Below are 12171 nucleotides of genomic sequence, written 5' to 3'. Positions count from 1 at the left end.
ACGCTACTGGGTGTCATCGTCTTCGTTGTCCTCGTCGTCACTATCTTCATCAAAGAACGAGTCGAGGTCGGTCTGGTCGTCTTCCATCAGGTAGTCCTCGACAGATTGCTCGCTGACCGTCTGCTCAATGTCGAGGATTGCTTGCATGTGGTCGACGGTGAACTCGTAGAGGTAGGTCTCTTCTTCGTCGTCCACTTCGCTACAGGCATCGATCTCGTTCAGGAAGTGGAGCACCCGTTTGATGCGTCCCATGGGGACAGCGTGCCTGGGTGCGAAGTGTGACCGGATGTCCGACGCGGAGATTTGAACCGGACCGGAAGCAGCTTGGTGTCCCCAGGTGTGGGAGATGGCGACCGCGAGGCACTCTTTCTCCCACGATTCCGTCACGACGAACTCTGTCTTCGGATTCACCGGGAGATCGATACCGCCCTCGAAGCGGGATTGGAGTCGAGTAGAGTTGAACTCTCCAGTGAGCAACCGCAATGACTCTCCACGTCCCTGTGTGAGGATAGCGGTTTCTTCTTCGAGTTGCTCTAGCTTTTCTCGACAGTTGTCCCATTCATTCCGACACTTCTCGAGGTACTCCTCGTCGATCCCCTCGTAAACGATGCAGGTCTCGATCTGATCTACGTTCCCGTCATAGGAGGTCTTCTCCTGGACTTCGGAGTCCGTGAGGTACGTCTCTGCTCGCTCAATCCCGACACGGTTGCACTCCTCCATCTGCTCGATGTGCCGGTCTTCGATGTTGGTTCCCTGTTTGATTTCGACCAGCAGAAAGACGCTGCCATCGTATAGGAGGAAATCGGGATGTGCAGCGACACCTTCGCGTTGGCCCTCAATCCGGGGGAACTCCACTGGCGCTTCAAAGCCGTGCGCAGCGAGACACGGGTCGGCGCGTGCCGAAAGTGCGGAGAAGAACGTATTGTAGGCCTGTATCTCGCGTTTTTGCCGAAGCCAGTGGTCCTGTTCCCCGCTCATCGTTACTGTCCAACCAACATGTTCTGCTTCTTCTCCAGCGAATACGTCGAATCGAACTCGTCAAGGACTTCCTGGCAGAAGCTTCGGAGACTCAATGCAGTCGTATTCTCCCGCGCATAGAGAACGATATTCGGGGGTTCTAATGCGATCTCGAATACCTCTTCGTGCTCTTTGTCATGCACGAAGAGGGTATCATCGCCCCACATCCCCGCATTGTACTGCAGGCCGGAGAGGATGTCTTCTTGGAGTTCTGCGGCGAGATTCGGGGCGTCGTCCCTGTCTGGGTCAGTGAGTTCAATTGCGGTGTGGCCATCGACTGCTTGACTACCATCGTCGAAGACCGTTCGAGTCGGTTTCTGTTCGACTTCGTAGTTAGCGCGATCGCGTTCCTGGTAATCCTCGGTCAGTCCAAGAATCGTGTTGACAGCCTTTGCTTCAGAGCCTTCTCGGACGTTTTCGACGGACAAATGGCCGTCGTTCGAGTTTGCTCCCTGGATTGCAGCAGCAGGGCTATTGGTTTGATCCCATTCGATCCTGCTCGGTGTGGCATCGAACGCCTCTTCGGCCTTATCAAGGTCGTCCTCTTCGGCGCCATGGAAGACGAGCGTCGCGTCTCGTTTCCGATACGGAGCGTGATACTTTGCGGTGAATCCAGAGACGTAGGCATCTTGCAACCCTTCGACGATGTCCTCTAAATCGTCTGAAGATAGATAGAGTCGCTCAACGTCTGGAAGATACTGGATGAGCTTTTCGACTGTCTTCTTGCACCACTCTTTGCGTTCAGTGGTCAGAATCCAGAAGTAGCCATTACTTCGGACGATGAGGAAGTCATCTGTTCGCCCTGCATCAGGGGTCGAGATCTGGATAAAGGACAGGTCGTCGTCAATGGATTGTTCGTCGACGACATGGTCCGCGATCCAATTTTTGGTGTTCCGGTCGGTGTCTTCGCTAGTGGCGAGACGTTCGATTGTCGCGTCTACCGTTCCGAACTCGAATCCCTGATTATCGAGTAGATAGAGTTTGAGATCCGTGGTTTTCCCGCCCCGAGTTTCCTTCTCCTCGGCTTCCTCCTCAGTTTTGACGACGTGCTCGACAAAGGCGCCAATGATATCTTCTTTGTCGTGTCCTTGGAGAGAGGTTGGATCAATTTCCATGGGTATCCCTGGGTGGCGATATGTTCGCTACGTGTTGTGTGTCGAAACGCACACACAACCGATTTATAACACTAACTAAGTCCGGATGACAGGAGTTCATCATCGTTCACTCCGTCCGAATCCAGATCACGCTTCGCTTGCCGGTCTTCTTTTTGCGAATCCGGTCATGTTGAGCCAGCTGATTGAGGTAATGTAGTGCAGTTCGATGCGGGAATCCGAGTTCGTCAGCAAGTTCGTTTGTGCTGTAGGGTTCCAGCTGCTCCATGGCTTCGTAGACGTCATTTGGCGACGTACTGGCTTGGAATCGGCCTTTTTCGTCGCGTGCGCGTTCGAGAGTGGCGTCGCTCATGTCTACGTGTTCGACAAAGGGGTGGATAAGTCCTTGCTCTTTGACGCATGGATAGTACGATTGAACAGAAGATCTGCTTCATGAATCTCTGAGTCGCCGCTTGATGCCTCATTGAGCGGAGTGACGACGCGTCGTTTCGCAACTTTGCGTACGAATGATCCAGCTTAACCAACACAACCGACGCATAGGGTGATCCTGTTGGTTAACTGCGCCATCCAGTCAGAGAGCCGCAGGAGACGCATTTCAAGCAAGGACTGGGCCGAGAGATTTTCCCGCCATACGACCAAGGACTACTATGCCCTTTACCGCGAGCTGGCGGACGCTCCTCGACAAGTGTGAGGAACTCGCCGCGGATGCGACGCTCATTACGCCGTTGTCGGAGACGCGTTTCCGCCTCACCGACGTTCAGGAACACCGCATCGTCATCGAGTTCATCGATGCAGGCGACTCCCAGCCGCTCCAACGCGAGCAGTTCGAAACGCTGATCGAGCGCATTACTGACGTTGGCGGGACCTTCGACCTCCAGCGCCTGCCCCCGGACGCAGAACCATACGCGGCAGCGCTCAGCCTTCACCCCCGCTACGAGATCAATGATCAGGCGGGGACGCTCACTGAAACTGACGAGCCGACGACGTCCCAGCTCATCACCGGGAAATCCGGCCAGCCCGCCGACGAGCAGACCGACGCCGCAGACCGTACAGAGCCCGACCTCGACATCTACGCCGACATGCTCCTCTTGATCGACGCGCTCGAACGCCACGATCCGGCGGCGCTCGAGAACTGTGAGACGCCCGCGCTCATCAATCTCTATACGCTACTGTCGGACGTCCAGCGCAATACCGGCGACCTCCGGCAGGACGTGCGTGAGGTACTCCTCGGGCGACTCCACCACGACCAATCGGTCCACAGCCAGTACGGCTCGGTCCAGCGGACCAGCCGCCGCAATCGCTCGCTGAAGGACGACGACGAGGTCATGGGCGTGCTCGAGGACGCGGGGATTCCTCGTGAGCGGATTCTGGCCGTCGATCGTGAGAAAGTCGACGAGGCCCTGGACGTGACCGAACTCTCCGAATCGGCGGTCTACGAGATCGAGGAAAGCGAGTACGTGCGGAAAGCCGACGTCGACGAGGAGCGCAAGGAAACGCGGCTGGCTACAAGGACTGAAGGATCAGCTCGCGCTGAGCGACGATCCCGACGCCGAAGAGTTACGCCAGGAAGTCGACGATCTCGAACAGCGCATCGAGGAGTTGACCGAGTTCAAACCCGGCACGGAAGTCGGGTCGCGGTCATAGCGACGGGGTCTGAAACGAGCTCCAGCTTCGTCTTAACCAACGCTGGCATCTCTTTCCCGTATTGTTGGTTAAGAACCTCCACCGTTTCCAGTAAACACCCCCCTCGTGCCGAATGAAAAACAGGCTGTCTGCGGACGAATCTGTTTTGCATTCCGATTAACCAACAGTGGCGGTTACGACCAGTGATTGTTGGTTAACAGCGGTCGCGGACTCCGTCGCCGATTCGCACTATCGAGCATCATCTCGACGGATACCAGTGATGAAAGCCCTCGGCCGCTCGGCATCCCGCGACCACAGCTGCGCGCCTCACTTCGTTCGGTGCTAGCGGGGTCGGGGGACGGCCGAGACGGCCTCGCCCTTTCTGAGTCCGCCAGGAGAGTGGCTGGTTCCTCGAGCGTCGAGTTCGGCTGAACGGGTGGTTCTCGACGGCCCGCCCCGCGCGCCGCGTGCCGCCCTCCGCGTCACTCGCGACCGACCATTCCGGGCGTGCGGGCGCTCTCCGCACCGCGAGCGCCCGTTCCGGGCTAAAATGCATGTGCCCTCGACGCCAGCGCTTCTCCCGTTTCGGTCCCGGACTTCCGGAGGGTTCCGGGACTCGCCGACCCACGACGGACGTGGTTGCGTCGCGGGCGAAACGGGGAATGCGCTGGCCGCTCGCTCCGGGCGGGTCGGCGCGCGGTGCTGGATGGGCGGCCGCCTCGGGCGCGCTCTCGCTCGCGCCCACAGGGCGCTCGCGAAGGCGCGAGCGAGAGCGCGCAGACGAGTCTGTCGGTCGGTGTCGACGAGAAATCCGCGATGTTGGTGCATCGCGGTGTCGGGCGCGTGAGCGCCTTCAGGTTCGGTGAAAGAACCAATGTCAAGTACGAGCTTTGTACGGTATGAATCTTCGGTCGAACAGGCATCCGAGAACAATGAGGCGTCCGAGGAGCCAGTCGTCGAGCACGAGCCGGCGCGGCAGTCGACGTGTCCCGAGTGTGACGGCCAGGTCGTCACCAGCGATGAGGAGTCCTACTGTGTGGACTGTGGTCTCGTGGTCTCAGCGGAGCACGTCGATCGCCAGCCGACGCGGGGCGTGCATGGGCCGTCAGACGGGAGCGGTCCCTCAGAGTGGAGCTGTGAGTCGATCAATCCGCTGCGAATCGACAAGGGGCTGCACACGACGTTCTTCCTCAGCAGTGACGGGTACGGGAACTCGCTATCGAGCGAGCAGATGGACAAATTCGAGCGGTTGCGGCAGCGGCACAAGCGCTTCCAGGTCGAGGACAAACGCGCGATTCGGCTCAACGAGGGGTTCCGCGATATCGAGTCGATCACCGGGAATCTAGCACTTCCCGGGTTCGTGGCCGAGGATGCCGGGCTGTTCCTGAAACAAGGAGCCGATGCGCGCCTTCCCGGCGGCCGGATGTCGTGGGAGGCACTCGCCGGCGGGGCGGTACTCCTCGCAGCGACCGAGGCAGGATTCTCCCGGTCGTGTGACGAGGTCGTGCAGTATACGAAGTCCTCGTACGAGCGAGTGAGCGCGGCAGCGCGGAAGTTGCGGTGCGAGCTCGGTCTGGACGTGCCCCCGGCGCGAGAGGGGGTCGTCGACGATGTGCTCATCGCGCTCGACGACAGTCTCGACGTGCAGACGTGTCTGGAGTTGCGGGAACTCAGTGACCACCTCCTGGAGATCGCCGACGAGAAACCGGTCGGACCGGGGACGTCGCGCCTGACGATGGGGGCAGCGGCGGTCTACGCGGCGGATCGGCTCACTGACGGAAAGATCGCCACCCAGGCGCAGATGGCTGAGACGGCAAGCACCATCGTCGACACCTCGAAAAATCGGGTCAGCCGGTACTCGCAGGCGCTCCACGACGCCTACGTGGACAAGCACGGAAGCGATGATCCAGGCGCAGTCCTCGAACGCGGCCGCATCCGACTGCGGTAACGGGCTCTCGAAGCCCTCTTTTTTTATCGTGACCACCGCCCGGTAACGCCCCGCCTCCCCACCCACCGCTCCCGGCTTCCCTCCGGTCAGCCGGCAGCCACAACCGACAGCACTGCAACTTCGAGTATTCACCCCTGGTTTCCGTCGTCCAGTTAGTTCCCCTGTGAAAGTGAGATGTGCGTAGACGGCCGTCTCAAGCGGTTTTCTGACGGTTTACATTCCGAATATGGGGTGTTCTTCGACAAGCGGTGTATCTCGAAACTGGGTGAGGTTTGCCGGGGTATCCGTTTCGTAGTGACAGCACCAGAAGCGTAAGGCGAGATGAGGTGAAGATGCACGATTCAAAAACTGATTAACCAACAGGATAGGCAGTATAGCCCCTCGTTGGTTAATCGTATAGTCCGACTGGCATACTTTCCGGGTTCTGCCTGATCCTGGCGGCTCCCAAAGCCGGGATAATTAACCCAGAGCGACCACGTTCAGATACTCATATGTCGAAGGATCGGTTTGAGGCGGCTGCGAACGATTTCCGACAGCTATCGGCTGTTATCGAGTGTGTTGCCTGGTCCGACAGTGTCTCTGTTCGGTATTCGGGGTCGATGCACGACCTCAGGAACCAAGCACGCGAACACGACCTGATTCCAGTGAATATCGACGGCGTCCTGTACGCCGAGCCAATGCCCGTCGAGAACGACGCCGGCGAGATCGTCCCTGATGACGACCCCGAACCCGCGTCCGTCGTCGCAGAGGCTGACCCGGTACAGTCGGCGCACCTGATCGAAGACGACGGGGAGCAACGGCTCCTCGTCACGACGACTGGTGTCGAAAGCGCGATCGATTTCATGGAACTCGATGGTCCCTACGGCTGGATGCTTACTGAGGCCAAAGAAGCCCAGATCCGGCTCGCCCCATCGACGTCCGGCGTCTCGTTTCTCCTGAGCCGGAGCACGAGCCAGCTCCGTCGCCTTGAACGAGAGTAATCGATACCCGTTCACCTTGAACAACACACTACCTGGTCGACCTCGTGATGGCCTGTGGAGGGCCGTTATTGCGACCCTCGCCCGATGATCCCTCCACCTCCCCACCCTCCGCTCCCGGCCTCCCTCCGGTCGGCCGGCAGCCACAACCTCATTGACAACCCCTGAATGAACGTCGTCCTTCAGCTGAGATCAACCGAACCGAGGCCCAGATCTTGGCAGGTTTCTGTTCCCCCAGTAGCGTGGAGGCACCGTAGCCAATGGCAACAGACCCCTCGTTCAGACTCGAACTCGACACCGCAACCGCCCTTCGCGACTGGCTCCTCGATGCGAGCCATCGCGATACAACCGGAACAGTCGTTGCTGAATCGCTCGCAGAACTCGCTGCTGGCATCGACGGGCAGCTCCACGGACAGTCCGAGTACCTCGAAATCGGTGTGTCGACGACGAAATTTCCCCCGACGAACTCGTCTCCGTCACTCGATGACCAGAACGAGATGAGTGAAACCGCTGATCCGTCCGGTCAGGACACCGACGCAGCTGACTGTCCGACTGAACGCGGCTCAGTCGATACAGAGCACACGGATCCGTCTCAGGTCTATGATGCCCTACCCAGCGATGCGTGGCACTCTCCGACTAGAGAGGATAGTACTTGCTCGGAGGATTCGTCGATGTCAACGATCGGTTACGAACAGACACCGACTGCTAGACGGAGCCGCAACCGCCCCGATACCGACGAGGACTCCGCCGCGTTCCAGTTCGTTACATCGTACGAATGCAGCGTGTGCGGGGCCATTCAGGAGATGGAAACCTCACTGCAGGTCTGTGCATTCATCGACGACTGCGCGGCCTGCGACGCGGTCAACGTCCGGTTCAGTGCAGTCGGAATCCCGGAACCAATTTAGGGACGCTATCTTCTCGCTGCCGTCACTCTTTCGTCGCGCGTTCAAGCGCTCGCTCGAGCTGCGCCCGAATGGCTGTGAAGCGGGCGATCAGGCCGCGCATCCACCCGTCGGGGACGATGACGATCGCCTCGCCATCTTCGAGACGTTCGAGGTCGCTTTCGGCGATCGGATGCGTTTCATCTCGGAGTTCCTGGCGGCCGACGGAGCGTCCGTCACGGTCATGTACGGGGACGGACCGGCGCTGTTCCTCACGGCCGATCTGTGACCGGGCGTACTCGACGCTCGCTGCATCGCCGACCCGCATGATTACTGATTGGACGAGGCCGCTCAGTAGCGCATTCGCGCGGTCTTTCCCGTAGGCGTCGTGGAGCTGTGCGACCGACTGGACGCCGAGCAGGAGCTGGGTGTTCCGGCCCCGTCCCGCGTTGATCAGGTCGCCGATCTTCCGGAGGCCAGGAAGGCGCGCGAACTCGTCCAGGACGAAATACGTGTCGCGGTCGTCAGCAAGCGCAAAGCGTGCCGCCCAGTCGATGAAGAACCGAAATGCGGGTTGGACCGCGTCGCCCTCTGTGATCGGGAAGTCCAACAGCAACGTCCGTCCCTGTGGGTCCTGCATGTACTCGCGGATCGAGAACTCGCCCGCTTCAGCGAAGTCGCCGCGGAAGAGGTCAGCGATGATCTGCTGGAAGTTCGCGTAGACGCCCGCCGCCTGCCGTTCTGAATCCGGATCGATGGCCGAGGCCGCCGCAGTAAGATCCGAATGGTCGGTAAGCTGCTCGTGCATCTCTTGTTTGTCAGTCGACTGGACAAACGCCACAAGATCCGCGTTCGTCGGCGTCGTATCATCCGCCTGGGCTTCTCGGTGGAGATACGTCACGACCGCAACGAACAACTGGCGTGCGGCTGGACTGAAGAACTCAGATCCCTCCGTTTTGGGAAACAGTGCTCGGCCGATTTCGTCGATATCGGCCTCGCGTTCGATTTCAGCGAAGACATTCCAGTGTTCGGTTGCGCCCGTCGACGAGAGGTAGATCAGGTCCTCGTGGTTGTGGTCGCGTTCGAGGATGTCCTGATATTCGCCTTTGTAGTCGAAGACGACAAACGGATCGTCCGTTCCGGCCTGCATCTGATGGGAGAGATGTTTAATCGTCTCCGTCTTCCCCGCGCCCGTCTCCCCGAGCACGAGAATTGAGCGGTCTTTCTGCAGTGGGAAAAATCGCGAGAGATTCATGTGATCGCTTGCAGCAGAGAGTCCCCGAAACGGCAAGACATAGTTCCCGTCGCTGATGGTCCTACGGAGTTCGCGTTCCGTGTCCCAGGTACGCAGTCGCTGGCCAGTATACGCTGTGATACCGAGTGCGACGACGAAGCCACCGACGCGGGGCAGCGTGAACTGCTCGACGAGCGGGAGAGACATCGCAGTCAGATATCCTATCTGGTGGAGGATGAGCTCGACCACCTGCGCGAGCAGGAGGACGTGAAACGCCCAGAACAGTTTGAGGTGTGCTGGAAAGAGCAGGACAGTGCCGACCGCCCCGACCAGATAGAACAGCGGGACGAGCCAGAGTGCGCGGCTACGATGTAGCCCCTCGAACTTGACGTCATGGAAATTCGCGCGCTCGAGGATGGCGTACACCCAGGGCAACAGCAGCGCGGCCGCCATCACCGCCGCGATCTTGAAGAATATCTCTACCTCGTCCTCTTGCCGGTAGTCCTCAGTTTGAGACTCAGAATCGGTGCGTGCGCTCACGAGTTCACTCTCCAATTGTGCCGTTGATTTACTGGATGGGGAAGTGTCTTCTCCATCGGTCTGTGATGAGGGGATCAGTGAACTGGTCGCATCCCTGTTCGATGTGCAGTACACGGGTGGCGTCGAACCGAACGCCGATGCGCCCGGGACGTCCGGCGGTATCTACGACCCAATCGAGGCGTTCTAACTCCATTCACCGCCAGCCGCCGTGAGCTTGGTAGTAGGTGTCGGCGAAGTGTCGCCAGTCCTCGCGCAGACGTTCCTCAGCATCCGCAGCATCAAAATCCGACGGGAGAGAGGTATCTTTCCCGCCTTCTTCGCTATAGAATCGGTCGATGTGTGGGCCGCCGTGCTTTCGATCGTCGATCCGGACGATGTGCTCATGTGAGGCGTCGGGTGCGTCCTCAGACGGCATCCAGTAGAACAACCAGACAGCGAAATCGGTCGTCACGGGGGCGGTCGCGGTGTCGACGGCGTCAGAGAGATCGACCGCGAGGCGAATCATCCGCCCTTTGTGTGTGCCAAGAGGGTAGGCGTAGTCATACGATTCAGACATACTCACTCATACCGATTTTCGAAGCCTGGCATAAAACGCTGCCCAAGATACCACCCTCACTGGTGGATCAATCGGCCGTCCCCGCGAAATTCAGCAGAGGTTTTATCACTATTGACTTCTAACGCAACAGTAGAGAGGGTGATATATGTGTCTGAAATAAACCATGCGGGAGAAGAGACGGCTGACCGCATTGCAGACAGGGCCGAGTTCAGCCGCACGCTCGCCCAGAGCGACTACGATAACGTGACTGTGCTCGCTCTCAGCGAGGCAGCTGACGTCCTCACAGACCGGCGACGGGAACTCATCGACGCGCTTCGCGTGGGCGAATACGGGTCTGTCCGCGACCTCGCCCGGGAGGTCGGCCGTGACAAAGGTGCCGTCTCGCGGGACCTCGCTGTCCTCGCCGAGCACGGTGTCACGACGCTCGAGGAGAACGGCCGTGCAAAGCGCCCGGTCCTCCGGACCGGTACGATCGTCGTCGAGCCGGTTGCCGTCACCCACGGCTGACGACGCTATCGCTGCGCACCACCAGCACGTGCTGTTCTCAGCTAGCTCGCCAGCTACCGACGTGGCTGTTTTTCACTCGAAACGCGGTGTGTTACAGGTCGATACCGGGTGTCGGTCGCGCCAACCAACACTGAAACCAGTGGTGTGTTCGGCGGCAGTGGTGTGTTCGGCGGCAGTGGTGTGTTCGGCGGCAGAAGGGCAGAGAATCCGTAAAGGGATACAAACGGATTAACCAACAGAGACGCGGTATGGCGCGTCAGTGTTGGTTAATTGCTGGTCGCGTGGACGTCGTCGAGACGCCAGTCGAGAGAGTGCCTGTTGCTGTCGGTCGCTCATCTAGCCCCGCTATTGCGCCGTACCGACCCAGCTGGGGCAGCGCGAGTTGCTCAGGAACCTCGGTGTGTGCGTGTCGTCAGGCGCGGCCGCCCGCGGTCGCCGTGCTCGCTCGCGCGAATGGGTCGCGCGCCAGCGGGTATGCCCGTCGGTTCCTTCGCTCCAGCTGGTGCTCGGAACTGCCCTCACTCCGCTCCCGTTGGTCGCTCCGTTCGGCGACCGGGCATACTCCACTGGACGTTCGCGTGGCTGCGGGCGTTGCGCCTTCCTCTGTGACCCGCTCGCGCCAGGGCACCTGAGGCGCGAGCGGTAGCCCGCAGTGTCGAGGTTCAGGTCGTCGGGAAGAGGATGAATGAAGACGCGGCGTTCGCCGCGCCTCGCACCTTGTGAGTGCAATGTCGAGTATCAACGAGAGCGGCAAGAGCGTACTGGTACAGACCGAACTCAGCGAGTTCCGAACGACGATCCCGACGGTCGTCACCGATGGCGGCCATCGCATCGAGGACGCGCGGACGCAGCGAGCGTTGACCGAGGAGATGGACGTGTGGCTCTCGCAGGAAGGCGGCATCTATGGTGTCCAGAAGGGCGCAAGCGGGAGCATCTACGAGGTCGACGTCGTTTCAGAGACGTGCTCGTGCCCGGATTGGCAGACAGGCGAGCCGGACGGTGGGTGCAAACACCTCCGGCGGGTCGACATGGAGATTCGAGCCGGTCGAGTCCCGCGCCCAGATGGCCGACTCACCGAGAGCGCAGCTGTGATCGAGATGCCAGCCGAGGAGGCGCGACGGTGATGTTGGTCTGTGAGTGTGGGAGTCGACGGCTGGAGTTGGAGCGTGCAAGCCAGCGCGAATCGTCGAACGGCTTCTTCGAGTGCTATCGCTGTGCGGTCTGTGGTCGAACGGGAAGCTACGAGGTCGACGACGTCGCCGGGATCGACTGGACGAACGACTGTGTGACGACTGAGGAGCAGGTGCCGTAGCTGCGAATACCCGGCACTCGTTTTTCGTATCCCGAACCACCCCTCCACCTCCAGGTTCCGAGCGCTCACAGTCGTCGTGAGCGCTGGGCTTTCCCGATGGTTGTTTCGCGATTAGCTCCGGACACGACACCCACCGTTATCGATTTGTAACGAGGTCCTGTTCAGCCCCAGCACCTCAACAGGAACCTCGTGTGTCTGTCCGGTCGAGCAACTGGTGGCCCGAGAATGCGAATCCGTGGATCGTCGACGAGTAGCGATGCATCGGCCCGTCGATGACTGATTCGAGAAGTGGCTGTCTTGTTGTACGATCTGAAGGACTTGGTAGACGCTTCCGAGAAGAGTGGGGGGTTGACCGAGCTATGTGCGATGGAAATTCGGTGGTTCTTACCGCGTGGCAGGCTAAAGCCCTGCTGGCACTTTCTGAGAAAACACCAGACAACACGGTGATTTGTGTGCGCTGGTAT

The 12171-nt window shown here is 59.8% G+C and carries 12 protein-coding genes and 1 pseudogene; 8 read left to right on the top strand and 5 right to left on the bottom strand.

Annotation, left to right across the window (positions count from 1 at the left end; all coding sequences use genetic code 11):
* Positions 1 to 3: 3 nt before the first annotated feature.
* The 3 genes from EYW42_RS19600 to EYW42_RS19185 all read right to left on the bottom strand — a co-directional run bounded on the left by EYW42_RS19600 (position 4) and on the right by EYW42_RS19185 (position 2481).
* A complete protein-coding gene (locus EYW42_RS19600; protein ID WP_161972988.1) occupies positions 4 to 978 on the bottom strand; it encodes a hypothetical protein in 975 nt (324 codons plus the stop codon).
* A 2-nt stretch (positions 979 to 980) separates the two neighbouring features.
* Positions 981 to 2132, bottom strand: coding sequence for a hypothetical protein (locus EYW42_RS19190; protein ID WP_135537058.1), 1152 nt, complete (start codon positions 2130 to 2132; stop codon positions 981 to 983).
* A 106-nt stretch (positions 2133 to 2238) separates the two neighbouring features.
* Entirely contained in the window at positions 2239 to 2481 is a 243-nt protein-coding gene (locus EYW42_RS19185) for a hypothetical protein (RefSeq protein WP_135537057.1), read from the bottom strand.
* Between the two features lie 295 nt (positions 2482 to 2776).
* On the opposite strand from EYW42_RS19185, the pseudogene EYW42_RS19180 reads away from it, so the two are divergent.
* From EYW42_RS19180 to EYW42_RS19160, 4 genes and pseudogenes are all read left to right on the top strand, one after another.
* A pseudogene (locus EYW42_RS19180) lies at positions 2777 to 3773 on the top strand (hypothetical protein).
* Between the two features lie 853 nt (positions 3774 to 4626).
* Complete coding sequence (locus EYW42_RS19170; protein WP_135537056.1) at positions 4627 to 5700, top strand: transcription initiation factor IIB; 1074 nt, start codon at positions 4627 to 4629, stop codon at positions 5698 to 5700.
* A 599-nt stretch (positions 5701 to 6299) separates the two neighbouring features.
* Positions 6300 to 6680: a hypothetical protein gene (locus tag EYW42_RS19165; protein WP_135537055.1), complete on the top strand. Its 381-nt coding sequence runs from the start codon at positions 6300 to 6302 to the stop codon at positions 6678 to 6680.
* Between the two features lie 257 nt (positions 6681 to 6937).
* Positions 6938 to 7582, top strand: coding sequence for a hypothetical protein (locus EYW42_RS19160; RefSeq protein ID WP_135537054.1), 645 nt, complete (start codon positions 6938 to 6940; stop codon positions 7580 to 7582).
* A 22-nt stretch (positions 7583 to 7604) separates the two neighbouring features.
* Here EYW42_RS19160 and EYW42_RS19155 read toward each other — a convergent pair whose 3' ends face one another.
* Entirely contained in the window at positions 7605 to 9332 is a 1728-nt protein-coding gene (locus EYW42_RS19155; protein ID WP_135537053.1) for a type IV secretory system conjugative DNA transfer family protein, read from the bottom strand.
* 43 nt (positions 9333 to 9375) lie between these two features.
* Here EYW42_RS19155 and EYW42_RS19595 point away from each other — a divergent pair, with 43 nt between their 5' ends.
* Positions 9376 to 9519, top strand: coding sequence for a hypothetical protein (locus EYW42_RS19595; protein WP_161972987.1), 144 nt, complete (start codon positions 9376 to 9378; stop codon positions 9517 to 9519).
* A 6-nt stretch (positions 9520 to 9525) separates the two neighbouring features.
* Here the strand turns inward: EYW42_RS19595 and EYW42_RS19150 are convergent, their stop codons facing one another.
* A complete protein-coding gene (locus EYW42_RS19150) occupies positions 9526 to 9888 on the bottom strand; it encodes a DUF7718 family protein (protein WP_135537052.1) in 363 nt (120 codons plus the stop codon).
* Positions 9889 to 10035: 147 nt separating this feature from the next.
* Here EYW42_RS19150 and EYW42_RS19145 point away from each other — a divergent pair, with 147 nt between their 5' ends.
* From EYW42_RS19145 to EYW42_RS19135, 3 genes are all read left to right on the top strand, one after another.
* Positions 10036 to 10395: an HVO_A0114 family putative DNA-binding protein gene (locus tag EYW42_RS19145; protein WP_202613974.1), complete on the top strand. Its 360-nt coding sequence runs from the start codon at positions 10036 to 10038 to the stop codon at positions 10393 to 10395.
* Between the two features lie 728 nt (positions 10396 to 11123).
* On the top strand, positions 11124 to 11519 hold the full coding sequence (locus tag EYW42_RS19140; RefSeq protein ID WP_202613973.1) for a hypothetical protein: 396 nt from the start codon (positions 11124 to 11126) through the stop codon (positions 11517 to 11519).
* Positions 11519 to 11707 (top strand): hypothetical protein, encoded by a 189-nt coding sequence (locus EYW42_RS19135; protein WP_135537051.1) that lies wholly within the window; start codon positions 11519 to 11521, stop codon positions 11705 to 11707. The genes EYW42_RS19140 and EYW42_RS19135 overlap by 1 nt, the downstream gene beginning before the upstream one ends.
* Positions 11708 to 12171: the final 464 nt, after the last annotated feature.

It is taken from the genome of Halostella pelagica (assembly GCF_004762015.1).
Taxonomy (GTDB): Archaea; Halobacteriota; Halobacteria; order Halobacteriales; family Natronoarchaeaceae; genus Halostella; species Halostella pelagica.
This window is presented reverse-complemented; position numbering and strand designations above follow the sequence as displayed.

Bases quoted from the DNA above. Each gene is read 5' to 3' on its own strand.
- EYW42_RS19190 (WP_135537058.1), bottom strand. From the start codon at position 2,132: ATGGAAATTGATCCAACCTCTCTCCAAGGACACGACAAAGAAGATATC.
- EYW42_RS19140 (WP_202613973.1), top strand. From the start codon at position 11,124: ATGTCGAGTATCAACGAGAGCGGCAAGAGCGTACTGGTACAGACCGAA.
- EYW42_RS19600 (WP_161972988.1), bottom strand. From the start codon at position 978: ATGAGCGGGGAACAGGACCACTGGCTTCGGCAAAAACGCGAGATACAG.
- EYW42_RS19165 (WP_135537055.1), top strand. From the start codon at position 6,300: ATGCACGACCTCAGGAACCAAGCACGCGAACACGACCTGATTCCAGTG.
- EYW42_RS19185 (WP_135537057.1), bottom strand. From the start codon at position 2,481: ATGAGCGACGCCACTCTCGAACGCGCACGCGACGAAAAAGGCCGATTC.
- EYW42_RS19135 (WP_135537051.1), top strand. From the start codon at position 11,519: ATGTTGGTCTGTGAGTGTGGGAGTCGACGGCTGGAGTTGGAGCGTGCA.
- EYW42_RS19170 (WP_135537056.1), top strand. From the start codon at position 4,627: ATGTCAAGTACGAGCTTTGTACGGTATGAATCTTCGGTCGAACAGGCA.
- EYW42_RS19150 (WP_135537052.1), bottom strand. From the start codon at position 9,888: ATGTCTGAATCGTATGACTACGCCTACCCTCTTGGCACACACAAAGGG.
- EYW42_RS19160 (WP_135537054.1), top strand. From the start codon at position 6,938: ATGGCAACAGACCCCTCGTTCAGACTCGAACTCGACACCGCAACCGCC.